Genomic DNA, 22,493 nt, shown 5'->3' on the forward strand with positions numbered 1-22,493 from the left:
GCCTGCTCGCTTTTGTCTGATTGTTTTTGTTTTGTTGTAGAGTTGAGAGCATCATCAAATGGCAAAAAAGAAGAAAGAAACTCCGCTAGTTGGCGAAGAATTACTCACCAAAGTTAAAGAGCTAGGTAATCTAAGCAAGGAAGATAAAGCGAAAGCCTGTGGTTACTACACAACCACTAAAAGCGGCGTCAAGCGAGTCAACATGATGAAATTTCTGAATGCGCTTATTGACGCAGAGGGAATTGAACTTGATGGCAAGGCATCAGCCAATGGTCGGGGTGGTCGCAGTGCGAGCTATCGGATTAGCGTTCAGTCAAATGGCAATCTACTCATTGGTTCTGCCTATACCCGGCAGATGGAGCTCAAACCGGGCGATGAGTTCGAAATTTCTCTGGGTCGCAAACATATTCATCTGAAGCAGCTTGATGAAGAAGAAGCGTCATAATTCACTGAGTTTCAAGGAACTGGCGCTGAATCAGTCTTGAATCTGTAAAGACAGAAGCTATTGCGAGATGCAGAATTTGTATTTCGTCAGTGCTGTAGTTGCCTAAAAACCGAGACAGGATACTTTGTCCCCACATTATCTGGGCAGCAAAATATCCTGTCTCGGTTTCGATTTGCGAGTTGTAGCTGAGAAAACGAGGTAGAGAAGCGATCTTAACCGTAATTCTCTACCTCGTTTTTTACTTGTTGATAATTGACGCCAGATTTACACTATGCCCATGCTGAGCTGACATACTAACATCAGTTCATCCATCAATTCATCGCAGCGAAGCGAATTTTTAGATAGTCTTCCTCCATTTTGGCTCCGGCAGGTTGCATGGCTGCGAGGGCTTGAGGTAGCACTAAATTCCGCCGGTGATTACCGATGCGAATATTGAGTTCGTCGGCTGATTTGCTCAGCTCAATCTGACTCTTAGGAATACCCGGCAAATAAACTTCAAGGCTGTATTCGTTTTGATGTTGAATCACCTTGAGAGTCGTTTCTTTGTAATAGACTTGCGCCGGATCTTCGTCGCCGTACAGCGTCTCTTTTAGCCGCTCCAGCGCCTCTAAACCACACATTTCCTCGGAATAAAGAGGAACCTCTTTCACCGGTAACGGACGGAAGTTTTCGTGAATTTCGTGTCGGTACTGCTGCTGATTTTCTTTCCAGCGTTTGAAAAATGGATCACTAACCGAATCAGGAATAATGCGGTTGGCCACCACTAGATCAGTTCCAACATTGTAGAGGCTCAGATAAGCATGGGCTCTGAGAGACTCTTTGATCACCATCTTTTCGGGATTTGTGACCAGCCGAACAGAAGTTTGGGCCGTATCGGTCAAAACCTTTTCCAGTGCTTCAATCTGCTCATAGAATTCGTAGGGTGCATCCATTACCTCTTTATTCGGCAAGGAAAACCCTGCGATCGGTTTAAAGATCGGTTCAAAGACGGGACGCAGCGCAGAGGACATGGCCTGTAGCGGTTTGTAAAAGCGACGCATATACCAACCCGCTACCTCAGGCAGACTCAAAAGTCTTAGAGCCGTGCCTGTCGGGGCCGAATCAATAATCAGCACGTCGTACTCACCTTCGTCGTAGTGGCGCTTCATCCGCACAAGACTGAAGATCTCATCCATACCGGGCAGGATGGCTAACTCCTCGGCTTCTATACCTTCGAGCCCTCGGGCTTGCAATACTTGAGTGATGTAGCGTTTAACGGCACCCCAGTTTCCTTCTAGTTCCATCAGAGCATCTAGTTCGGCTCCCCACAAATTTGGGCGCACTTGCCGCGGTGCATGCTCAAGTTCCATATCAAAGCTATCGGCTAGCGAGTGGGCCGGATCGGTACTGAGGACAAGGGTTTTATAGCCAAGTTCTGCACAGCGGAGCCCCGTTGCAGCGGCAACTGACGTTTTGCCGACGCCACCTTTTCCGGTCATCAGAATTACGCGCATGAATAGTCGAGTCTCCAGTCTCAGAAATCTTTACATTATTTTACCGTTGTTGAGCGGTATCAGGGGGAAAGACAAGACCACAAAGCGCGATCGCAACAAGCATATTGTCACGCCAAATCCGACGAGAAAACCCGATTAGCGCTGTGAACTCAGGTTAGACCTGAGTTCACAGCGCTAATCGGGTTTCAGGTTGGGCTTCTTGATACCAAATAATAGACTTTATCGGAAATTGTTTTGTAGCGTGGCTCCGCCGCGCTACAAAACAATTTCCGACCCCAAAAACTTTATTTCCAATAAAGTCTAATGTGCAGATTGCTATGACAGCAGATCATCTAGCGCATCATAGGTGTACCACTGACTGGCATCTAGCATCGTTCGGGGCGTAATGTCAGACCCGTGATTGAAGAACGTGTGCATTGCATCATCAATCCGATGGAACTGATAATCGTCTGACTCACTTTGAGCGGGCATATACGCTGCATTGGGATGATGCTGCTGCCACGCGGCCCAGATACGATCGACATTGCAGTGATGCAGAAAGAAAATTGGATCATTGGGCGAGGTAGACACGGCCATATCGCCGCCAATCCAGACATGAACTAAGTTGTGATGACCCAAACCGCGCCAGCCTTCCAAATGATTGCGGAAGCTGTCAACGGTCATACTATAGGGCGATGCATCATAGGTAGAGCGACTTTGGATCAGCTCTCGTACTTCCGCCAGATTGGCGATTCGTCCACCCCGACCCAAAGCACGACGCAGGGGCCGATCAACGGTGCGGGGATTTCGCTCAGTCGGATTGGGTTCCAGCCGCACTCGCCAAGTCCCATTAGTAAACTGTCCCGCTAAGTCGCCACTCCAGATTCGGGAAGTTGTGGGATCGGCCAGTTCCGCATCGGTAGCCCAGTTCCAGTAGGGCAGCCGAAAATTATCGTCACCGACAGCGTCACGCAGATAGAACTCAAACATCAGCAGCATGTAGCGGTGCCAGGGCAAAAATACCGGGCCAGAGTGAGCCGCGTTGCGGCTGTTCTGCGATGGCGGCGTGGACAGCATCATGGCCCGATGATGCCAAAAGATGAAGAAGTCGTACATCGACAAGTTAGTCCGTCCCGGCCAAGGCATTATGGCGGGATCTTTCATTCGCTGAACACCTGTGATGAACTGCTCAGCAGCGGTGGCATTACGTAGAATATCGTGGCGGATCATGGGGGCTAGGTCTCCAAATGGTCAAAATCGGTGAGTCTTGGGTGATTGACGGTTAACAGCGCGTTGGGTTTTGTACCGCAATTTCAACCTATAGGGTGATACAAAGTCCGGTTGAAACCCGATGATTTATGTTTGGCAACAGCTTGGCTAGGCCAAGCTGTTGCCAAACATAAATTAAGTTCTGATACACAGACTTGACATGGTTAGTGATGGCCATGATGGCTGTGATTATGAGTGGTGTGATCTGCATGATGGTCAGATGCGTCTGTCGATTCCTCTGTTGCGGATTCGTGCTCAGCAGGCTCATGTAGCTCATCCGGGCGGCCATCTTCTGGTGTGAACGACTCTGGGAAGCGATCCATTAGGGCTTTGACTAAATCCACTGCGGATTGGTACTGCACATAGGGTGTGGTGTGGCAGAATAGCTGCCCGTCGTTATCGACCATCGCATGGAAATGAACCGGACGATTGTCGATTTCAATTTGATAGCTGGTCGTAATTTTGATCTGATGACCATTGTGTTCAGCTAGCCGCACGCTGGTCAGTTCGTGATCCATACCGTGATCGGTGGCATATTCTGGATAGCGATCGCGGATCCAATCGGGCTGAATAGCAGTAGTTGAGGGATACTCAATATCGGCCAGCAGCGCATTATCTGGCTTTTGGAGATGGATGGAATTGGGTGCCGGTTCAGGTGTTTCGGGCGTGGGATTAACCATGTTGGGGGCTGATATCTTTGATGACATATTGACTTCAGTCTCCGAATGTAGGCTGTTTTGAACAGTAGGTGTTGCTGAGTTCAACTCAAACTTGGGTGGCAACACCGAACAATTAGTTCACTGTTCTCCATCTTCGGGAATAGATCCGGGTACTCACGGCACCCGTTTGGGTAAGTTTTGTGATCCTTATTTTGATTTGCATTCTTATCCAAGAAGAAAAGAAAAGAATGGGACATTACCCCATTCTTTTCTTAACTACTAATCTGTCAACTTGATTTCACTGGGTTCTGATCAGAACGGATTTGGTAAAACCCTGATCAATTTTTAATGCCTTTTAATGCCGGACTGGAGAGGAATCCCGTACTATTTGTAAAGATTCAATCGTAATAGATATACGGGACTCAGATGTTTGTACAAAATCGGCTGGCGCACACTCGTCAGCGCTGGCAGCGCATTGTGCATAACTTCAAAACTGTCATCGAGCAGTCTAATTTCGACCGCTTGCAGCAATCGGGGCGCTGGTTCTTAGCTGGCTTGGGCTACATGCTGCTGGTGGCCTGGAATGAGCGGCTAATTCTATCGTTGACGGCTGGACTGATCGGCATGGTAGCGGCATTTCAAATCCAGCAAGGACAATGGCGGTTACCCAGCCTAAATTGGCAGCAGTTCTTCGACGTACAGCGTCACCCGCTGCGGATGGCGCTAATTGCGGGTGGTGCAGTCATGCTGACGACCTATGTGGCGCTATCCATCGGCCTGGAGTCGGGGCAAACCTGGATTTCGATGGGGTGGCTGTTACAAAGCGGCCTGATTGGGATCTTGCTGCTGACGATGGTGCAAGCTGCCAACGGCAGTAATCTGCTGGGCAATACGCTACTCAGTGCTGATGATGAGCCAGCGCAGGTTGACCAACTGCTCAGCCAGTTGCGCCATACCGACCCACTCCAGCGGCTAATTGCGGCTCGCCGACTGCTGCAGCTTGCCGATCAGCTGCCAATGGATCAGGAATATGCGCCATCGGTGCCGTTGCAATCGCACATTCGCGACTGTTTTCAAATTGTGCAGCAGCAGGAAACCGATCCAATTGTGCAACAGGCGTTGGCCTCTGGATTAGTGGTGTTGCAGCCCAAAGCCCAGCCCCAACTGCAAGCCGCGCAGAATCAGCCTGTCACCGAGCCGTCTGCCACCGAGCCGCTTGTAACATTGGTTCATCCAACCAAGCGAACGGTGCCGTTTGATGCGGAACAAATTCAGCAGGATTACTAAAAACTGGGATTCCATGCCCGAGGACTGCTATCTTATGTGGGAGATAAACTCTAAATATTAAAGTGAAGTTTGGATGGGCACCAAATACCAGCGAGTGTTGCTAAAACTGAGCGGTGAAGCGCTCATGGGCGACTTATCTTACGGGATCGATCCAAAAGTCGTTCAAGATATTGCCAAAGAAGTTGCCATTGTACACAAAGCAGGTGTGCAGGTGGCAATTGTGGTCGGTGGCGGCAATATTTTTCGAGGCATTAAAGGAGCAGCAGGCGGCATGGATCGGGCAACAGCCGACTATATCGGTATGATTGCCACCGTAATGAACGCCATGACTCTGCAAGATGCGCTGGAACAAATTGACGTGCCGACACGGGTCCAAACCGCTATCTCCATGCAGGAGGTGGCAGAACCCTATATTCGGCGACGCGCCATTCGCCATCTAGAGAAAAATCGCGTTGTCATTTTTGGTGCAGGTTCGGGAAATCCGTTTTTCACCACGGATACAACTGCAGCTCTGCGAGCTGCTGAAATCAATGCCGAAGTTGTCTTTAAGGCAACCAAGGTGGATGGAATCTATGATTCTGACCCAACCAAAAATCCAGACGCTAGGCGGTTCCAAACCTTAACCTATAGTTATGTGTTGACGCACGACCTGAAGGTAATGGACGGAACTGCGATCGCGCTGTGTAAAGAGTACAGCATTCCAATCGCCGTCTTTAATTTGTCGGTGGCTGGAAATATTCAAAAAGCGCTGATGGGTGAGCCTATCGGAACAATTGTGGGAGGTTCTTGTGAAGTTAGCTGAAGCTGAAAGCCATATGCAAAAGGCCGTTGAGGCAACTCAGCGAGCATTCAATACAATCCGCACCGGGCGGGCAAACCCGTCCCTGCTGGATAAAGTCACGGTTGACTATTATGGCGCTCAAACTCCATTAAAGTCACTGGCCAATATCAGTGCACCGGATGCCAGCACCATCATGATTCAGCCCTATGATCCAGGCAGTTTGTCATTGATTGAAAAATCAATCTCAATGTCCGACGTCGGACTAGTGCCGAACAATGACGGATCGCTGATTCGTCTCAACATTCCGCCACTGACCAGTGAGCGTCGTAAAGACTTTGCCAAACTAGCCTCTAAGTATGCTGAAGAAGGCAAAGTTTCGATTCGCAATGCCCGCCGTGATGCGATTGACGACATCCGCAAGCAGGAGAAAAACAGCGAAATCTCCGAAGATGAATCTCGCAGTTTGCAAGACGATGTGCAAGGGCTGACGGATAAATACACGGCCAAGATTGATGAATTATTGGCTGCCAAGGAAAAAGACATTATGACGGTCTAGTTTGCTGATCGGTCAGACATGCTTAGATTTAAGCAATTAGGATCTAAACGATCTCAACATAATTCTCAATACAGTGAAGGAGCGCACATGCGCTCCTTTGTTTTGGTTATATAGCGCTATGTGCTTAAGTAAAAATATATGCCTTAACCTACGGGCGCAGTGCCATAACGAATTTGAGACAAGATAATCTTCTGGCAAGCAGATGTTAGAAAATCCAGCTATTCGAGCACCAATCGCCATTAGTTTAGGTGCGATCGCAGGTGCACTCTGTCGATATGTTTCAGGTCAGTGGTTAGGCAACTCCATCGACATCAATTTTCCAATTGGTACCCTGCTGATTAACCTAAGTGGATGTTTTCTGATGGGACTTATCACAACGTTGGCGACAAGGCGATTTTCATTTCATCCTGAGCTATTCCTATTGATGACAACGGGTTTCTTGGGAGCCTACACCACTTTCTCATCCTACGAGTTAGACAGCGCGAATTTGTTAGAAGCTCGAAACCTACAGGCTGATTTCATTTACTGGATCGGCAGTCCAATTCTAGGTTTTCTGGGTTTTGCTCTAGGAACTCTCCTTGCCAGGCAAATCGAGACATCGCGATCGCAAAATTAATCCAGTGAACGCTGACCGTAATCAAATCAACCGATGTCCAAACCAAATGCCTAGCTCAACGCACAAAAAGCCCAATACAGGGCTACTCAGCCAGTAGAATAACGCAGTCAGCTTTTGAGCACTCCCAAACAGGTTAGCGGCGTCCAAGATGTAGGATGAAAACGTTGTATAGGCTCCTAAAAAGCCAACGAGAATGGATTTCTGAATTACGATAGGTACTGCATATCGAGTCGTTAAAACTGAGACAACACCAATCAGTAATGACCCTGTCAAATTCACGAATAACGTACCACAGGGAAACCGATTGCCCCGTTTTTCGATCCAAAACAGGGTGAGATAGTATCGACTCAATGCCCCAAAAACGGCACCAACGGCAATCGCTACAGAAATCCAGCTCATATTCTAAAAAACCAAATGATTACGTAAAGTTGGACATATCCTAACTTTCACGTAATCATTGGAGTTATTTCTAGCCGAAATAGAAAATTTAGAGAGCGCCTTCGCTACCAGTGTAGTACACGTTGACCACCGTTTCACCGTCTGTATCGACTACACACTGCCACGGTGCTTCGGCACCTGGAACAGCAACCTGTACACCGATTCCTGATTCTGCATACTCAACTCGAATAGTTGAAACATCGCCGACACCTGTCTGATTAGCAACCGCCGCCAAACAGTTTGATTCAGCAGCGCTCACTTCATTCGAGTCAGAAGCCGGAGCTGACCCTGTACCGAGATTGGGATCATGGAAAAAGTAGTTATAAAATTCTGTTCCCGTCATCTTGTTAATGACCACAACGCGCTCGGTGTCGTAGTCGTACATTACGCGAACTTGGTCATCTTCACCAACGAACATATTGCCTTCTGTACGGAATAAATAGCCGTGAAAGATGAATTCCCCTTCGCTAATCTGCATCACAATTTGGTTGGGATCCCAGCTAAAGCGAGTGATGTAAGTAACCGGGGTATAGGACTGCGCAATTAGGTTCGATGAACTGTCTAGAGCTTGTGTCCGTATTGGATTCATAATGCCCATAACAGGAAGGCAAGCGCTACCTAAAACTGTGAGTGAAAAAGCCAATGTTCGTGCTTTAATCGGTTTCATATCAATAATTTTTGTAGTTACAGAGCAATTCAGCAATTTTTGACCAGATTGATTATGCAGAAGTAGCATGCAATCTATATCTATTCGCCGTCACTCGGTTGACAGTAGTACCACTCCACTTCAAAGATGTCTTGATAGACTCCATTTGAAGTAATCACCTCAACACATTGACCAGTACTGCCTTCAATCCAGTAAGTAGCAACACCATCGCTGAGTTCTTCACCTGTGACGTAGTTGTATCCCCGATCTTGCAGTGCTTGTTCACCGGAGCTAGCCCGCACGCCAATTAAGTCTGCCACGCGACGATGTACAGAACTGCCAGTATCTTCGGTATGTGCCGGATCGCCTTGGTCACAGTCAAATGCGGGGGAGGTGACGATGCTGGCATAGCGTCCGTTTTCAGTCCGCACGGTAACGCACTGCCCCGTACTGTAATTTGTCCAATAGCTGTACACAGCGTCTGAACTAGAATTATCGGCCCAGCGAAACTCATAGCCCCGATCCTGTAGAGCCATTTCGCCGTCGCGGCCCCGCTCACCAACTAGATCCTGTAGCCCAGATACCGGATCTTGAGCACTGGCTTTTAATCCTAAAGCCGTTAAAGTCAAACCTGCGATCGCAGTTATACAAAACAAACGCTTCATCGATCTTTCCTCACAACAATTAAATGAATACAGCACTTCTTAGGCTGTGGAGCATCGCAATATTTCTCCGCCACAAGCGGAGAAATATTGCGATGCTCCACAGCTTGAGAGTTTTTGATTTAGGTATTAGATGCCCCTCGGCGGGTGACGAGTCCCCAAATGAAAATGAGAATGATAGCCCCCACAATCGCCAACCCAATACCACCGAAGCTAAACGAAACCCCTGCTAGCTGAAACGCTCCAGTCGTCAGCCAGGTATGCAGCGTTCCGCCAATAAATGCGCCGACAATTCCCAAGAACATGGTGGCGAAGATGCCGCCGCCTTGCCGACCGGGATAAATGAGTTTTGCGATCGCACCTGCAATCAGTCCCAAAATAATCCAAGCAATGATGCCCATAGGTTTCTCCTCAAAAGCGAGTTTTATGCTGTCTATTCAAACCACAATCATGAATTAAAAGTTAATTTTTCAGATTTACTAACAAAGCTGTGTATTAACCCAAAATAATCTAGGCGCATATTTTTTGACCAGCGTATAATAAAATATTTTTCTAAAGAAGATGTAAGTTTTTACTGTTTTGTCATCAGAATTTGCATTTTGAAAAACTATGCAGAAATTAAAGCCTAAACTCAGCCTAAACTCAAAACATTTTATTTAAGGCAGTTAAACGTAGAACTCTTATCTCAGGTTTACTCAAATCTTGAATGACTGTTCAACTTATCTCAAGCTTTGACGCAACAAAGTAAGCAGCCAATCACGCGTTTTGTATAGTTTTAGTATCCTGATTGAGAAGACCAAGCAGGAAATTAGTTACAAGGAGTCGCGTTTATTGATTAGAGCGAGAAAAATATTGAAAAAAGGACAATCATGTTACATGATGAAGAGTCTTAGAACAGTTTTAACGATAAGCATCTGTCTCAGAAACTAGATGAGCCAATTCTGTCTTTAGAACCTGTTACCCAAACTGTGGCTTAAAACTGGAAAAGATATTTTGCAATCACAACTCGTCCCAAAATCCAGTTCTGTAGTTCAATCTGCAGGGGGTCCGATATGAGTTATGCGGCTGACCAAATTGTTTGTACACCATGAACCAGCCCAACGAGCCCATCAAACGTAAACGGGGATTTGTTCTTAATGCCCAGGCTCTACGTCGTCTCAAACAAGCAATTGAACAGGCTGAGGCTCTGGAGAATAACGGTAATCGCTACACCACAGAAGATCTGAGTAAGCGTACTGGTGTTTCCCTCTCAACCATTAGTCGGCTATGGGCAGCTCGATCCGGTGTTGACAAACGGACATTGCGTTTGATGTTTAGTGCGTTTGGTCTAGAGCTGACGGAAGCTGATATTTACCGACCTGGTGAATTTCCGGCTGAACAAACTCGATCAGTAACTTATACGCAAACTTATACACAGCAGCCATTAACGGCTCAAGAATTGTTATCTCAACAGAAACTGAGTAGCGGTTTACCTGGCCGGATTGCCTATCCCAGCGGCCCAGTCCCCTTAAATTCTCCGTTCTATATTCCTCGTCCGCCACTAGAAGAACGAGCCTGTGCAGAGATTGCCCATCCGGGTTGCACTGTTCGAATTAAGGCCCCATCCGGATTTGGAAAAAGCTCATTACTGCTGCGGGTTTTGGCACGGGCTGAGGACTTAGGATTTGCGATCGCACTGATTGATTTACTGCAAGCAGAGCCTGCTATTTTGTCAGATGCAGGCAAATTTCTGCGCTGGTTTTGTGGAGCTGTTGCCCTCAAGCTAGGTAAAAGTGTAGATGTGGAAGCATCCTGGAGCGATATTCTCGGTAATGCGCTCAGTACAACGGTTTTCATCCGGGAGCAAATTCTCGCTACTAGCCCCACTCCTGTTCTATTGAGCATCAAAGAATTCAACTGCCTATTTGCCTATCCAGCAACCGCTCAGGCGTTTCTCCCCCTCCTGCGGTCTTGGTATGAAGAAGCCAGCCACGATGCCCTATGGCAACAGCTACGGCAGGTGGTCACCTATGCAACCGATAGCTATTTGCCGCTAGATATCAATCAGTCTCCGTTTAATATCGGTCTGCCTATTCTGCTGCCGACGTTTACGGCTGAGCAAGTGAGCACTCTTGCCCGTTTATATAACCTGTCGCTATCTGCCGTAGAGTGTGATCAGCTAATGGCGCTTGTGGGCGGTCATCCAGAGCTGATCCGCATTGCGCTCTACCATATCAGCCAGGACAATCTGTCATTGAACGACTTAGCTCGCAGTGCTGTTACACCAAACGGTATTTTTCACAACTACAGCAATCACAAATAGGTAATGAACGAGGGAGAATAGAATAAAGAGTTATCCTCACCGAAGTAAATCAGCCATGACCTCCCTGGAAGAATTTATCCAAAGTAATCCCTCTGCCCAAGAACTGAAACGCGCCTTGGCCGTGCAACTGCACCAGAGAGGTCAAAGCTATCGGGCGATCCGAGATATCCTACAGGTTTCTCTGGGATTTATTAGTGCGAGTCACCAGCGCTATGAAGAGCGAGGAGTCGAGGGACTGAAATCCCACTACTGGGGCACCCAAGGCTATTTAAGCGCCGAGCAGAAACAGGACATCTTTGAGTGGTTGCAGCAGAAAAACTGGTGGACACTAGAGGAGCTTGTTGAGCAGATTGAAGAGCGCTATGGAGTGCTCTATCGCTCAGCCCAAAGCTATACCCAACTGCTCAAAGACGCAGGGTTTAGCTGGAAGAAATCCCACTCGGTGCATCCGGGCCAAGAGGAGGCCAAAGTCGAGGCAAAAAAGCCGAGATTCAACAGTTGCTGGTCGAGTGGCGAGCCGAGATCGCCAGTGGGCAGGTGCGAGTGATGTTTCTCGATGAGTGCCATCTGCTCTGGGGAGACCTCCGTGGATATGGATGGAGTCGGCGCAATCAGCGAGTGGACATCCCCATTGCCTCCATTCGAGAGCGGCAGACCTACTATGGAGCCTTGGACTATTTGAGCAAGAGCTTTGTTATTCATGAGTATGAGGCAGGCAATCAGCACAATACCGTGGCCTTTCTGAAGTATCTTCAATCTCAGTATGATGAGTCCACTCGCTTTTTCATCATCTGGGATGGAGCCAGCTACCACCGTTCCAAGGTGGTTCGCAACTACCTGAGTCAACAGAATCATGGTACTCGAGAGCAGCACTGGAAACTCACTTGCATTCAGCTTGCGCCTAATGCACCCGAGCAAAATCCGGTCGAAGATGTTTGGTTACAGGCCAAGCGATTTAGTCGTAAATTTGCCCGCTTGTGCCACTCCTTTCGCTCGGTCAAACTCCTCTTTTATCTGGCGACTCATCTGCAAACCTTCATCTTTGAGAAAGCCTTCATGTATGGTTACTGTTCATGTCCTGTTTGAGATTGCTGTATCTACAGCAAATGCTGGTGTACGTGCAGGATGGTCCCGAGCAGCTTGCCCAACTGCGATCGCTAGTGATGAGCGACATTCCTGTCAGCCTCGATCCCATCCTGGCCTATCAACTGGAAGGAACAGGGCTAATTAAATCTATTGATAACGGTTGGATTATAGAGCCCAATCTCTACCGTGAATATTTTCGTAGAGTATTGTTTGGCAATCAAAAAGCCCCCTAAGAAAACATATTTTTTAAGTCATTTAGGTTATTTAAGTCATTTAATTGCTTTAAGTTGGATGTCGCTTGTCCGCATCTTTAATTTGCCTTTTGCCACAGTGACCACCAGGTCACCATTTAGAGGATTATTATCAATTTATTCAGTTATTTATCTTTCACCTTCAAGATTAGGTTTTAGATAGAAAATAGAAGATTCCCAACTTGTAAACTATTTCACTATGTCCTCTTTTCGCTACAACGTCGGAGGTTGTCTACAAGCTGATGCGCCCAATTATGTGGTGCGTCAGGCCGACATTCATCTGTATCAAACATTGCAAGCCAGTGAATTCTGCTATGTTTTTAGCTCTCGGCAGATGGGCAAATCATCATTGCTAGCGCGGGTGAAAGACCAGTTGCAGCATCAGGGTGCCCGCTGTGCCTATCTGGACATGACCCGGCTGGGCAGCGATGGCCTCACCCAGTCTCAGTGGTATGCCGGAGTGCTCATGAGCTTGCTCCAGAGTTTGGGGCTGTCGAGCCAGTTGAACTTTCGCGAGTGGTGGCAGACAGATCAAGACCGATCCCTTATGCAGCGGCTGAATCAACTGGTGGACGAGGTGCTGCTGCCAGCCACAGGTGAGGCTCCCCTCTATATCTTTGTCGATGAAATTGACAGTTTACTCAGCCTGCCGTTTTCGACCGATGATTTTTTTGCCTGGATGCGGTCTTGCTACAATCAGCGATCGCATGATCCGCGCTATCGGCTCCTAACCTTTGCTCTGTTCGGCGTGGCCACTCCGTCAGACTTGATTGCCGACAAGCAACGTACCCCATTTAATATCGGTCAAGCGATTCCGCTTGCTGGTTTCACCTTAGAGGAAAGCACACCACTACAGCCAGGATTAGCACCCTATATCGACAATCCGCCAGCAGTACTGAAAGCCATTTTAGATTGGACAGGCGGCCAGCCGTTTTTGACGCAAAAGCTGTGCGATATTGCAGTGCAGACGGCGCAGCAGGCGGAAATGATACCGCTATCGCTGTCGGCCAGCATGGTAAAAGTTTGGGTGGATGGCCTAGTGCGATCGCACATTCTCGATCACTGGGAATCCCAAGACGAACCGATTCACCTGCGTACCATCCGCGACCATCTATTTTGGTACAAAAATCGTACCAGTCGTCTACTCAGTATCTACCAGCAGCTTTTAGATGGTGTCCCGGTTGACACCGACGACAGCCGGGAGCAAACAGACCTCATTCTCTCTGGCTTAGTGGTGCGGCAGGGGAGTCAGCTCGCCATCAAAAATCGAATCTATCGCGAGGTTTTCACGCCTAAGTGGGTCGATCATCAGTTCCACCGCCTACGCTCCTATGCCGCCACGCTTGATGCCTGGATCGCCTCTGAACAATCAGACGCTAGAAGGCCACACCAAACGCGTCAATGCGCTCACGTTCATCCCTGCGAATTCCGGTTTACCTAGCAGACCGGGACACCGTAATCGCTTCAGCAAGCTGGGATAACTCTAACGGCAACAAATCAAATTTTGAATTTTGCTTCTGCCTGGGTGCGTGATTATTTACGAACGTTGCCAGAGAAAAACGGCAATCGGGATTTGTGTGCAAAGCAGGAATCACAGGTGCAGCGAAAATAAAAATACTCACATCTTGCACCAGTGATGCGGCGGCAAAATAACCCTGCTGGGTTTTAATACGAAAATATGAGGCTTCTTGAAGTTTGTCCTGAAACTGAAGTGCGATCGCTGTCAAAGAAATAAACCCTGACGTAAATTTTGCAGCGAGTAGCAACTTTATGGGCGACGTATGTTTATTGGCAGCCAACCTGCTGGCTTCAAGCTTGGCCAACCGTTCAGCCTCGGAGACCGTTCAGCCACCCCAATCCAACACGGCGACACTGACAGCAGCGAACGAAGATACCGCCAGTGCGGAAACCGAGTGCCAGCCCGCAACCCAAGCGAAGCTTTCGCTCAAGCCGGAATGGATGCCGCCCGAATCTTCAACTGCACCAGCGCCTCCTGCCACCGTCATCGGCCAAACGATCACCGCTCAACCCACGTCCCTCCAAGCCAACTCCGTCCAATCTTCTCCATCATCAACCCCTGCACCATCCTCTTCACGATCAACTGCCTCACTACCAACTCCATTATCATCAACCCAATCCAACGACCCAATAACATCTGCGATCGCACTTCCCTCTATTGCACTTCCCTCTATCACACCACCAGCAGCGCTTGCGCCTGAAATCTCGCCACCGGAAACGATTCAACTTGAACAACTGCAGCCGGAAAATACTCGACCAGAACCTGTTCAGCCGTCTGCCAGTAATCAGGATAGTCAAGAAGATCAGGAATCTTGGCCGTCTCTGCTCCATCAGCGGCAAGCATCGGACTCCGTCAGACCCGGCACGCGAGTAACGACTCAAACAGTGGCCTATTCTGAACAGCCAACTCCAGAAAATTGGCCGTCTCTGCTCCATCAGCGACAGCAGCAAGTTGAGCAGACTAGACGGTCAGTACAAGCGTTAGCTCCAAGTTACAGCTCTCAGCTATCTGCATTGTCAACGCAGCCCACATCAACGCAATCTGTGTCAACCACATCAACACAATCTACTGAATTTGAAACGGCTGTTGATCAAACATTACTGTCGCCAGAAGTGCGATCGCAAATCACGGGCGTGCCTCTGCCCAGAAATCAAATTGCCAGAGGTGCGATCGCACCTCCCTCGCTTCCGATCCCCTCCATCTCACCCTCTCCCTCAACTCTCAGGCCCCGCTCCGGTAGCCAAATGTACGCGCAACGCTGGGCTGCCCTCCGAGCAGGCCAGCTCTACACGCGCATCCCCACCGATCAGTTTGCGGCTCAGTGGCAGGGCGCAACCCGTCAGCCTACCTATGAGGACTGGAAAGCCTTACTGGCGCAAGAAGCACGGGTAATAGCAGGTAGCCAGGGTTCGAACCGATTAACGGTGATGCTGGGCGACTCACTGCTGATGTGGTATCCCACCGATCAACTGCCCCGCGATCGCTTTGTGCTCAATCAAGGCATTTCGGGCGACACCAGCCAAGGAGTGCTACAGCGTCTTTCTTATCTTGACCATACCCGTCCCAGCGATATTCATGTGATGGTCGGCATTAACGATCTCAAAAATAGCGCTGCCGATCAAGACGTACTCATTCGGCTTCAGCAGATTATGCAGCAGTTGCGATCGCATCATCCTCAATCGCAAATTTATGTCCATTCACTTTTGCCAACCCGCCTCGCTAATCTGCCCGCGTCCCGAATTGAGCAGTTCAATCAGCGTTTATCCCTGATTGCCCAGTATCAACAGGTGCGCTATCTCGACCTTGCTCCCTACTTTGCCGCTGCCGACGGTAACTTACAGCCCAATCTCACAACGGACGGGTTGCATCTCAACGCTCAGGGATATGCAACCTGGCAGGTTGCCATTCAAGATGCTCAGCGAGCCGCAGTATATGCTCAGTATTAAAAACAGAAGGAGGTTTTGCTACAGCAAAACCTCCTTCTGTTTTTAAGGTAGGGACACGGCATTGCCATGTCCCTAACCCCAAAGATTTCACCTTGTTAAATCCACGTTCCTTAACGCTTCGTTGGCGCTTGATAATAAATCTTACTTCCTCGATCCGAGACGAAGTAGCAAGAGCGATAGCCGCGCCACAGTGCTCGCCAAATCGGCTCGTTAGAATACCGATAATACTGACCGAGAACGGGCTTGACCGCTTCTGTCGCCTCTAACAGGTGGTAGTGAGGAATGCTCAAGAAAATGTGATGCACAACATGAGTGCCAATGTTGTGATGAATCGGGTTAAACAGTCCATAATCCCGATCAATACTGGACAGCGCCCCCTTGAGGAAATACCAGTCTTGGCCACGATACCAGGGAATATCGGCATCGGTATGGTGAAGGAAGGTGACGAGATCAAGCCAAACGACGAAGATCACGTAGGGCACGATGTAGTAGGTTGCTAGCCACACCCAGCCAAACTGGAAGCCCAAACCCACCAAAACTGCAAACATCGCCATCCAACATAGCGTGCTGGTAAGAACAGCCGACTTCTCATGGGGACGAAACAGGGGACTGCTAGGCAGGAAGTGCGATCCCTGCTTGCCCGGCGAGCGCTTAAACAAATACAGCGGATAGACAAACAGAATCAAATGAAAACGAGCTAGCTTCTCGTACCAGGACATTTGCTCGTATTTGCTTTCAGTGACAGGATACCAGCTTTCATCCGTATCAATATTGCCCGTATTGGCATGGTGCGTCCGATGGCTAATGCGCCAACCGTGGTAGGGCACCAGAATGGGCGTATGGCAGATATGTCCGATGAAATGGTTTAACCCACGATAACGGGAAAATGAACCGTGGCCACAGTCATGACCAACAACAAACAACGCCCAAAACATCGTGCCTTGGGCGAGCCAGAAGATAGGTAAAAACCAAGCGCTATTGATCGTAGCGGCTAACCAATAGAGGCCAGCGATGATGCCAAAATCTAACGCTAAATAAGCTAAGGAACGTCCGAGGCTGGACTGAAAACAATGAGCAGGAATAGCATTGCGGACATCTTGAAGCGTAAATGGCAGTCGCTCACGCTCTTCTGTCGCAGGCCGAGTTAATAAATTTGTGGTCACGTTATCGAAATTCTCAAAGAAATAAACACTGGAACATCCGCGCATCCCAGGTCAAATCTACTGAGGTGCGCGATCATCCACTGGTCGCTTATTGTAGTGCTTAACGTTACTTAATGAATAGAGTAAAACTGCTGTAACCCTTAAGAAATAACTTTATTTCAATAGACTTTATTGGAAATAAAGTTTTTGGGGTTGGAAATTGTTTTGCAGCGCGGCTCCGCCGCGCTGCAAAACAATTTCCGATAAAGTCTAATAAAAAACGGAGCAAAATACACTTTGCTCCGTCTTGCCTATTTATGAGTCCTTTAAAGGTACAGATAGAGATGCCAGCCTACCAAAGCGCCCGAACTGGCTCGTCTGAATCGGGTTCTTCGGCCATCAGCCGATCCATCAGTTCAGCCCGCGTAGCAGGCGGAATCAAGACTCGATTGATGGCGTGAATGACACCATTGCTGGCGTCAATATCGGGGTTAATCACGCTGGCATCGTTGACAATTACTTGGCCGGGATCAACCCGAACAGCAACTCCACCATTGAGCGTATCGACAACGCCCGTTTCTAATTCGTCTGATGTCACTTCATCGGGAACAACGTGATAAGTGAGAATTTCGGTTAGCAAGTCGCGGTTTTCCGGCTCCAGCAGTGCTTCTAATGCACCATCCGGCAGGTTGTCAAACGCCTCATCCGTCGGTGCAAACACCGTGTATGGGCCTTCGCCCGATAAGGTATCAGCTAAACCTGCAGCCTGCACAGCTTGAACTAGCGTATCAAAGCTGTCGCTGCCAGCCGCAACATCAACGATCGTGCCCGGTGTTTGAGCCAGCAGCATACCGGAGGGAGCCGCTTGCCCAGCGGTAGACGCTGGAGCTGCGATCGCAGCTTCTCCAATTAGACCAGCGATACCAACCACAGTTGCGATCGCAGCAGATTGAGCGCAAAGTTGCCAAACTTTCATAGATATAAGCTTTTTTTGCCTAACTACGTTCATATTCTAGAGTTACTGCCCAAAATTCACACGCATTAAACAGTGACCTAACCCTAAAATCTTTCGCAGGATAGATTAAATCGGGGAATAAGGAAATCTAAGTAAGGTAAAGGTGAAGGGTAAAGAGTGAGGCGTGATGAGAAAACAGGTCTGTAAAGGCTGTAAAGGGCTGTAGAGGAGGTTGTAAAGGGTTGATTGCTATAAAAAGCGAGGCGTGAGACGTGCGGCGTAAGACGTACAAGGAACACGGAGACGGAGTTAGTAATGTGAAATTCTTGAGGTAGGGGCACGGCAATGCCGTGCCCTACGAGTGGGATGATTGACAGGTTATTTAATCCACAATCCAAAGCCAATTTCATGGCATTCTGAGCCCTCTATTCCAGTCTCCAAAATCTAAAATCCAAAATCTAAAATCCAAACCTATGACTTTTTCGGCCCAAAACCCTACTCCAGTTGCCATGATCACAGGTGCATCCAGCGGGATCGGAGCTGCGATCGCACTTCGATTAGCCGCAGGAGGATATCGCTTAGCGCTTTGTGCCCGGCGAGAGAAGCAATTAGAGCAACTAAAAGCAGAATGCATCACCAACGGTCAAGCCGCTGGCTTAACTGACCAGGACGTTTTGATTCAGGCGGTTGATGTGCGTCAAGAAGACCAGATCTTAAGCTTCTTCGACCAAGTTCGGCAGCAGTGGGGCGGTGTCGATGTGCTGATTAACAACGCTGGACTCGGTCATAAAGAACCGTTGATGGATGGCAAGACTGAGGCGTGGCGCGAGATGCTGGAGGTGAATGTTTTAGCGCTGTGTATTTGTACGCGGGAAGCGATTCGGGATATGTGCGATCGCAGTGAATATCGCAATTATCCGGGGCACATTGTTCACATCAGTTCCATGTCGGCCCATCGGGTGCCAGGAGGTAGTGGCGTCTACGCGGCGTCTAAATTTGCGGTGCGGGCGCTAACGGAGGGACTGCGCCAAGAGTTGAGAGCGGCAGATAGCGATATTCGGGTTTCGTCAATCAGCCCAGGATTTGTTGAAACAGAATTTGCAGAGAAGTATCACAACAGTTCGGAAAAAGCGCATGAGGTGTATAGTCAGTTTTCCGTGCTCCAGCCACAAGATATTGCAGAAGCGGTGTGGTACGTCCTATCGCAACCAGCTCATGTGCAGGTGCATGATATTTTGGTGCGGCCAACTCAACAGAAAAGTTAGATCAGAAAAGATAGAAGCGAGTTGAGTACGGGGATCACGTGACAGTAGTCCGTGAGATTGCGGTGAGTGTGTAGCTGTAGCGAACGTGTAGATATAGCTAGCGAGAATTGAGTCATCTTCGAAGCGCTCGTGTCGCCCTGCGTGCTCTCAAGCAGGTTAGGAAGCGGGCTGAACGGATTGCGGATAGGCCCGAACGAGTAACCAGGAGCGATCAATGCCTTTGCCGTTGCGCTGCTGATTGGTTAATCGAGCGGGGCGTAACCACATCAAATTTTGAAGCGACTGAGAGTTCATAATGCGTGGCCTTTACGTTCTGTAAACAATTTCATCGTAGATAGATTTCACAATCTCAGCGACCGTAATAGCCGAACGTTTTGTTCCCGTTTCGAAAGAGGTCAGATCTGCGATCGCGTACTTATGCGGAGGAGATCCAGTCAGTTGAAAGTGAAATTATCATCAGTTGCATACATGGCAAGGGATTTAGTCTAACGCAGGATCGTAAACATTTGTGTCATATCTCCTGTTGTTTCGAGCGCAATCAAGTGAAGTTGGTGGTCATGCCTGTGGCGCGTCACTTAGTTTGAGATCCAGAAGTCATTTAGTTTTGGATCGTCTTCTACGTGTTACATAACTTAAGTGTATTAGATGTCACATCCAATCTCCTGAGCTGTTTGAGCCTGTCCTGAGTTGGGTGATGGTGGGTGGTGGGGTGGTGGACTTGATGGGTTTAGCATAATCGGTTGAACCATCTGATTTCCTCACCCGCCATGATGAGTTCTCGGCTGAGTAGCTACTCGGTTGGGAAGAAAAGACTTGCTGAGATGCCTGATCAAGATTACGCTCGCTCACTTGCTGGAGTCGTGAGGAGCGCTTGGTGTTGATGGCGTTGGCGAGGAGCTGTTGAGCGTTGATCATGGTGCGGCCCAGATAATTGTCACGGATGCTGTCTGATCATTGGCGGGTGCTGGCGATCGCAACTTTACGGCATTGCGATTGGCTGTTGTGACTTCTCCTAGAGTACAGGAATCGCCACTGGTTGCAGACTGTTCGCTGATTTCAATGGCGGCTGATTGGTCAACGAGGGTATTCAGGTCGCCTGTAACTGTTCTCAGCTTACCCTGATAGAGGTTGCTGGTTGAGTCTTCGCGATAGGCGTCGATGCAAGCATTTCCGGTTGTTGGAGGGTTGAGCACATCCAGATCGAGGATCAGCAGTGAAGAGCGCCAATCAATTCCAGCAGGTGGGTTGTCGGTGGCGTAAGTTGCGATCAGTTGGTCGTTTAAGAAATAGTCGATCGCGATATCCCCCTCGCCGCGAATGTAGCGCACAGCAGTATAGAGACCGCCGTTGTCATTGGCGGCATACAGCACGGATGGGAACAGATACAGGGCTTTGGTGCCTGTAAAAGAGATGGAACCAGAGCCATTGCCAGGATCTCCGGTGTCACCAGAGATTGAAAACAAGATGTCGATGTCTGTTTCAATGCAGGCACTGTAAGTTAGCCCATCGCTGCCTGCGTTGGTGGCATCTTCGATAGTGATAGCGGCTATTTCAACTCCACCCCCTTTCTGCACGGAAATGCTACCAGATGGGGAATTGGATGATTTTGAGATCTCCAGCGTTGCAGACAGATCTACTTTGTATTGATGAAGGGTTAGGTCATCCCACAGCCGCACAGTAGGCATTGCTGTCCCCCCTCCAACAGCACTGATCACGTTGTAGCTGATTGTGGTTCCTGATTCGCTGATTGTCCAATCGTCTTCTGCTGTTCCGATGTCTTCAAAGTCGCTGCTTTGAATGGAGCCGTTGATCGGTTCGGTTTGAATGGTGTCTGGGTTGATGTAGTAGAACGGCTCTATTGCTGTTGGTTCGTGCGTGGCTGGGTATCGCTTCAGTAGTCTGTTTTCGGTTCCTCCTAGCCACAACTCGGTGGCGACTGAGCAACCCTCAGCATCAAGGTACTCAATGCTGTAGACAATCCAGAACTCAGGAAAGTCGATAGCAATGGGCCTGAGTAATTCTGGTTGCTGGCGACGATGCGGCATGGCATCGACTGAGGTTCCGTCGCTCAGGACTGAACCGGGCAATGCTCCGTTGGTGCGGCTGGGTAAGTAGGACTTTGAGCCATCTGGGCCAATCGCAACTGCGGCTCCGAGTTCGGCGCTCCAGCCTGCGATTTGCACTTGCTCGATTTGCTGTCTATCTCTGAGGCGCTCTTGCCGATGCAAATCCTCCAAGCGAGCTTGGCGCTTGGAGGCAACGGCGTTTTCGAGTACGTTCTCAGAGTCCATAGATTAGCAAGTGGGCGATCGCAAGATATTTGCGGCAGTTCCATTTCAGGTAGAGCCAGCAGGTGCGAAAGATGTGGCTTTCGTTGGAGAGGGCGTAGTGAAGGGCGTCGGCGTGCTCGGCTTCGTCAGCGGCGATCAGTTCAAGCTTGTCACGGATGGCGATGCGGCGTTCGGTTTTTGCCAGCTCTATATATATAGATGTCTGAAGCGATTCTAGGACGGACATGAAGACGAGCTGATTGGCCCAATCATAGCTGCTGGCTTCGCGTCCGGCGAAGAAGATGCGTGCTACTTTAAATCGCTTACTGAGGCCATCGGCCTGAAATTTGTCGGCGGTGCCGAGGTTTTGAGTAGCCCATTCGGGCTTGTCTTCGAGCCAGCCAGTGGGTAAGGAGGGGATGCGAACGCAGTCGGCAAAGCCCTCCAAAATCCGAGCGTGACCAAATTCGGCTTTGGCCTGTTTGTCGAGTGCCCAGCCGAGTTGATAGTTGCCCTGGGCTTTGGCTCGCTGGCTGGCTCGCCAGCAGTAGTAAAAAACTCCTGTTTCGATTTTGGCGAGCTGGCCATAGATGTCGGGTAGAAGCTGGAGTTTTGGCGCGATCGCACGCGCAATCAAGTTATGGAGAATCGACATCAGCCGCAGCGCCTCCGACGTTGAAGTATGGGATAAACGGGTGAGTGCCACCGTCGTTAATGGTTTGGGTGGTGTCAAACCGTTCGTAGAAGACGAGCGATCCTTCGGCATAGCGTAACCGCAGATCGCCAGAACCAGCACTTGACCAAGTGACTTTGGTGGAGAGGCCAACTTCTTCGTATAGCTCGATTACGTCAGTGCTGATGGCTTTGGCATAGTGGAGAATCGTGCTTGATAATCCCCCTGGCATAGTTGCACCTGTGTCAGGGGT

Annotated in this window: 26 protein-coding genes; 12 read left to right on the plus strand and 14 right to left on the minus strand. The window is 49.1% G+C overall.

Annotated features, from left to right (window positions below; genetic code table 11):
• Positions 1-58 precede the first annotated feature (58 nt).
• Positions 59-445 carry an AbrB/MazE/SpoVT family DNA-binding domain-containing protein gene (locus tag AC286M_RS22940; protein WP_488206595.1) on the plus strand — a complete coding sequence of 129 codons (387 nt, stop codon included), beginning with the start codon at positions 59-61 and terminating at the stop codon, positions 443-445.
• Between the two features lie 311 nt (positions 446-756).
• Here the strand turns inward: AC286M_RS22940 and AC286M_RS22945 are convergent, their stop codons facing one another.
• The 3 genes from AC286M_RS22945 to AC286M_RS22955 form a co-directional block, all read right to left on the minus strand.
• Positions 757-1,938, minus strand: a complete 1,182-nt coding sequence (locus AC286M_RS22945; protein ID WP_488206596.1) for a TRC40/GET3/ArsA family transport-energizing ATPase — start codon at positions 1,936-1,938, stop codon at positions 757-759.
• A gap of 315 nt (positions 1,939-2,253) precedes the next feature.
• The gene (locus tag AC286M_RS22950; protein WP_488206597.1) at positions 2,254-3,147 is read right to left on the minus strand and encodes a tyrosinase family protein; all 894 of its coding nucleotides are present in this window, start codon (positions 3,145-3,147) and stop codon (positions 2,254-2,256) included.
• A 203-nt stretch (positions 3,148-3,350) separates the two neighbouring features.
• Complete coding sequence (locus tag AC286M_RS22955; protein ID WP_488206598.1) at positions 3,351-3,866, minus strand: hypothetical protein; 516 nt, start codon at positions 3,864-3,866, stop codon at positions 3,351-3,353.
• 405 nt (positions 3,867-4,271) lie between these two features.
• On the opposite strand from AC286M_RS22955, the gene AC286M_RS22960 reads away from it, so the two are divergent.
• The 4 genes from AC286M_RS22960 (at position 4,272) to crcB (AC286M_RS22975) (ending at position 7,085) form a co-directional block, all read left to right on the plus strand.
• Positions 4,272-5,132 carry a hypothetical protein gene (locus tag AC286M_RS22960; RefSeq protein ID WP_488206599.1) on the plus strand — a complete coding sequence of 287 codons (861 nt, stop codon included), beginning with the start codon at positions 4,272-4,274 and terminating at the stop codon, positions 5,130-5,132.
• Between the two features lie 73 nt (positions 5,133-5,205).
• On the plus strand, positions 5,206-5,934 hold the full coding sequence (gene pyrH, locus AC286M_RS22965) for a UMP kinase (RefSeq protein WP_488206600.1): 729 nt from the start codon (positions 5,206-5,208) through the stop codon (positions 5,932-5,934).
• Positions 5,921-6,469: a ribosome recycling factor gene (gene frr, locus AC286M_RS22970; protein WP_488206601.1), complete on the plus strand. Its 549-nt coding sequence runs from the start codon at positions 5,921-5,923 to the stop codon at positions 6,467-6,469. Before pyrH ends, frr begins: the two co-directional genes overlap by 14 nt.
• Positions 6,470-6,671: 202 nt before the next feature.
• Positions 6,672-7,085, plus strand: a complete 414-nt coding sequence (gene crcB, locus AC286M_RS22975; RefSeq protein ID WP_488206602.1) for a fluoride efflux transporter CrcB — start codon at positions 6,672-6,674, stop codon at positions 7,083-7,085.
• Between the two features lie 21 nt (positions 7,086-7,106).
• Here the strand turns inward: crcB (AC286M_RS22975) and crcB (AC286M_RS22980) are convergent, their stop codons facing one another.
• The 4 genes from crcB (AC286M_RS22980) to AC286M_RS22995 form a co-directional block, all read right to left on the minus strand.
• The gene (gene crcB / locus AC286M_RS22980) at positions 7,107-7,484 is read right to left on the minus strand and encodes a fluoride efflux transporter CrcB (RefSeq protein ID WP_488206603.1); all 378 of its coding nucleotides are present in this window, start codon (positions 7,482-7,484) and stop codon (positions 7,107-7,109) included.
• Positions 7,485-7,572: 88 nt separating this feature from the next.
• Positions 7,573-8,112, minus strand: a complete 540-nt coding sequence (locus tag AC286M_RS22985; RefSeq protein WP_488206604.1) for a hypothetical protein — start codon at positions 8,110-8,112, stop codon at positions 7,573-7,575.
• Positions 8,113-8,270: 158 nt separating this feature from the next.
• Entirely contained in the window at positions 8,271-8,834 is a 564-nt protein-coding gene (locus tag AC286M_RS22990; RefSeq protein WP_488206605.1) for a hypothetical protein, read from the minus strand.
• Positions 8,835-8,953: 119 nt separating this feature from the next.
• On the minus strand, positions 8,954-9,232 hold the full coding sequence (locus AC286M_RS22995) for a GlsB/YeaQ/YmgE family stress response membrane protein (RefSeq protein WP_488206606.1): 279 nt from the start codon (positions 9,230-9,232) through the stop codon (positions 8,954-8,956).
• Between the two features lie 686 nt (positions 9,233-9,918).
• On the opposite strand from AC286M_RS22995, the gene AC286M_RS23000 reads away from it, so the two are divergent.
• From AC286M_RS23000 to AC286M_RS23020, 5 genes are all read left to right on the plus strand, one after another.
• Entirely contained in the window at positions 9,919-11,133 is a 1,215-nt protein-coding gene (locus AC286M_RS23000) for an AAA-like domain-containing protein (protein WP_488206607.1), read from the plus strand.
• A gap of 55 nt (positions 11,134-11,188) precedes the next feature.
• Positions 11,189-11,680 carry a helix-turn-helix domain-containing protein gene (locus tag AC286M_RS23005; RefSeq protein WP_488203724.1) on the plus strand — a complete coding sequence of 164 codons (492 nt, stop codon included), beginning with the start codon at positions 11,189-11,191 and terminating at the stop codon, positions 11,678-11,680.
• Complete coding sequence (locus tag AC286M_RS23010; RefSeq protein ID WP_488206608.1) at positions 11,632-12,219, plus strand: transposase; 588 nt, start codon at positions 11,632-11,634, stop codon at positions 12,217-12,219. Before AC286M_RS23005 ends, AC286M_RS23010 begins: the two co-directional genes overlap by 49 nt.
• On the plus strand, positions 12,207-12,452 hold the full coding sequence (locus AC286M_RS23015; protein WP_488206609.1) for an AAA-like domain-containing protein: 246 nt from the start codon (positions 12,207-12,209) through the stop codon (positions 12,450-12,452). The genes AC286M_RS23010 and AC286M_RS23015 overlap by 13 nt, the downstream gene beginning before the upstream one ends.
• Positions 12,453-12,669: 217 nt before the next feature.
• Entirely contained in the window at positions 12,670-13,911 is a 1,242-nt protein-coding gene (locus AC286M_RS23020; RefSeq protein ID WP_488206610.1) for an AAA-like domain-containing protein, read from the plus strand.
• Here AC286M_RS23020 and AC286M_RS23025 read toward each other — a convergent pair.
• The gene (locus AC286M_RS23025) at positions 13,904-14,197 is read right to left on the minus strand and encodes a hypothetical protein (protein WP_488206611.1); all 294 of its coding nucleotides are present in this window, start codon (positions 14,195-14,197) and stop codon (positions 13,904-13,906) included. The genes AC286M_RS23020 and AC286M_RS23025 overlap by 8 nt on opposite strands.
• A gap of 43 nt (positions 14,198-14,240) precedes the next feature.
• Between AC286M_RS23025 and AC286M_RS23030 the strand changes: the two genes are divergently transcribed.
• Positions 14,241-15,935, plus strand: coding sequence for a GDSL-type esterase/lipase family protein (locus tag AC286M_RS23030; RefSeq protein WP_488206612.1), 1,695 nt, complete (start codon positions 14,241-14,243; stop codon positions 15,933-15,935).
• Between the two features lie 110 nt (positions 15,936-16,045).
• On the opposite strand, the gene AC286M_RS23035 is transcribed toward AC286M_RS23030, so the two are convergent.
• Positions 16,046-17,098, minus strand: coding sequence for a fatty acid desaturase (locus AC286M_RS23035; protein ID WP_488206613.1), 1,053 nt, complete (start codon positions 17,096-17,098; stop codon positions 16,046-16,048).
• Between the two features lie 331 nt (positions 17,099-17,429).
• Positions 17,430-18,053 (minus strand): fasciclin domain-containing protein, encoded by a 624-nt coding sequence (locus tag AC286M_RS23040; protein WP_488206614.1) that lies wholly within the window; start codon positions 18,051-18,053, stop codon positions 17,430-17,432.
• A gap of 452 nt (positions 18,054-18,505) precedes the next feature.
• On the opposite strand from AC286M_RS23040, the gene AC286M_RS23045 reads away from it, so the two are divergent.
• Positions 18,506-19,297 carry an SDR family NAD(P)-dependent oxidoreductase gene (locus tag AC286M_RS23045; protein ID WP_488206615.1) on the plus strand — a complete coding sequence of 264 codons (792 nt, stop codon included), beginning with the start codon at positions 18,506-18,508 and terminating at the stop codon, positions 19,295-19,297.
• A 156-nt stretch (positions 19,298-19,453) separates the two neighbouring features.
• Here AC286M_RS23045 and AC286M_RS23050 read toward each other — a convergent pair whose 3' ends face one another.
• The 4 genes from AC286M_RS23050 to AC286M_RS23065 form a co-directional block, all read right to left on the minus strand.
• Positions 19,454-19,591, minus strand: a complete 138-nt coding sequence (locus tag AC286M_RS23050; protein ID WP_488206616.1) for a hypothetical protein — start codon at positions 19,589-19,591, stop codon at positions 19,454-19,456.
• Positions 19,592-19,945: 354 nt separating this feature from the next.
• The gene (locus AC286M_RS23055; RefSeq protein ID WP_488206617.1) at positions 19,946-20,212 is read right to left on the minus strand and encodes a hypothetical protein; all 267 of its coding nucleotides are present in this window, start codon (positions 20,210-20,212) and stop codon (positions 19,946-19,948) included.
• Entirely contained in the window at positions 20,209-21,588 is a 1,380-nt protein-coding gene (locus AC286M_RS23060; RefSeq protein ID WP_488206618.1) for a hypothetical protein, read from the minus strand. The genes AC286M_RS23055 and AC286M_RS23060 overlap by 4 nt, the downstream gene beginning before the upstream one ends.
• The gene (locus tag AC286M_RS23065) at positions 21,578-22,333 is read right to left on the minus strand and encodes a hypothetical protein (protein ID WP_488206619.1); all 756 of its coding nucleotides are present in this window, start codon (positions 22,331-22,333) and stop codon (positions 21,578-21,580) included. Before AC286M_RS23065 ends, AC286M_RS23060 begins: the two co-directional genes overlap by 11 nt.
• Positions 22,334-22,493 lie beyond the last annotated feature (160 nt).

Source organism: Thainema salinarum CENA647 (assembly GCF_057732415.1).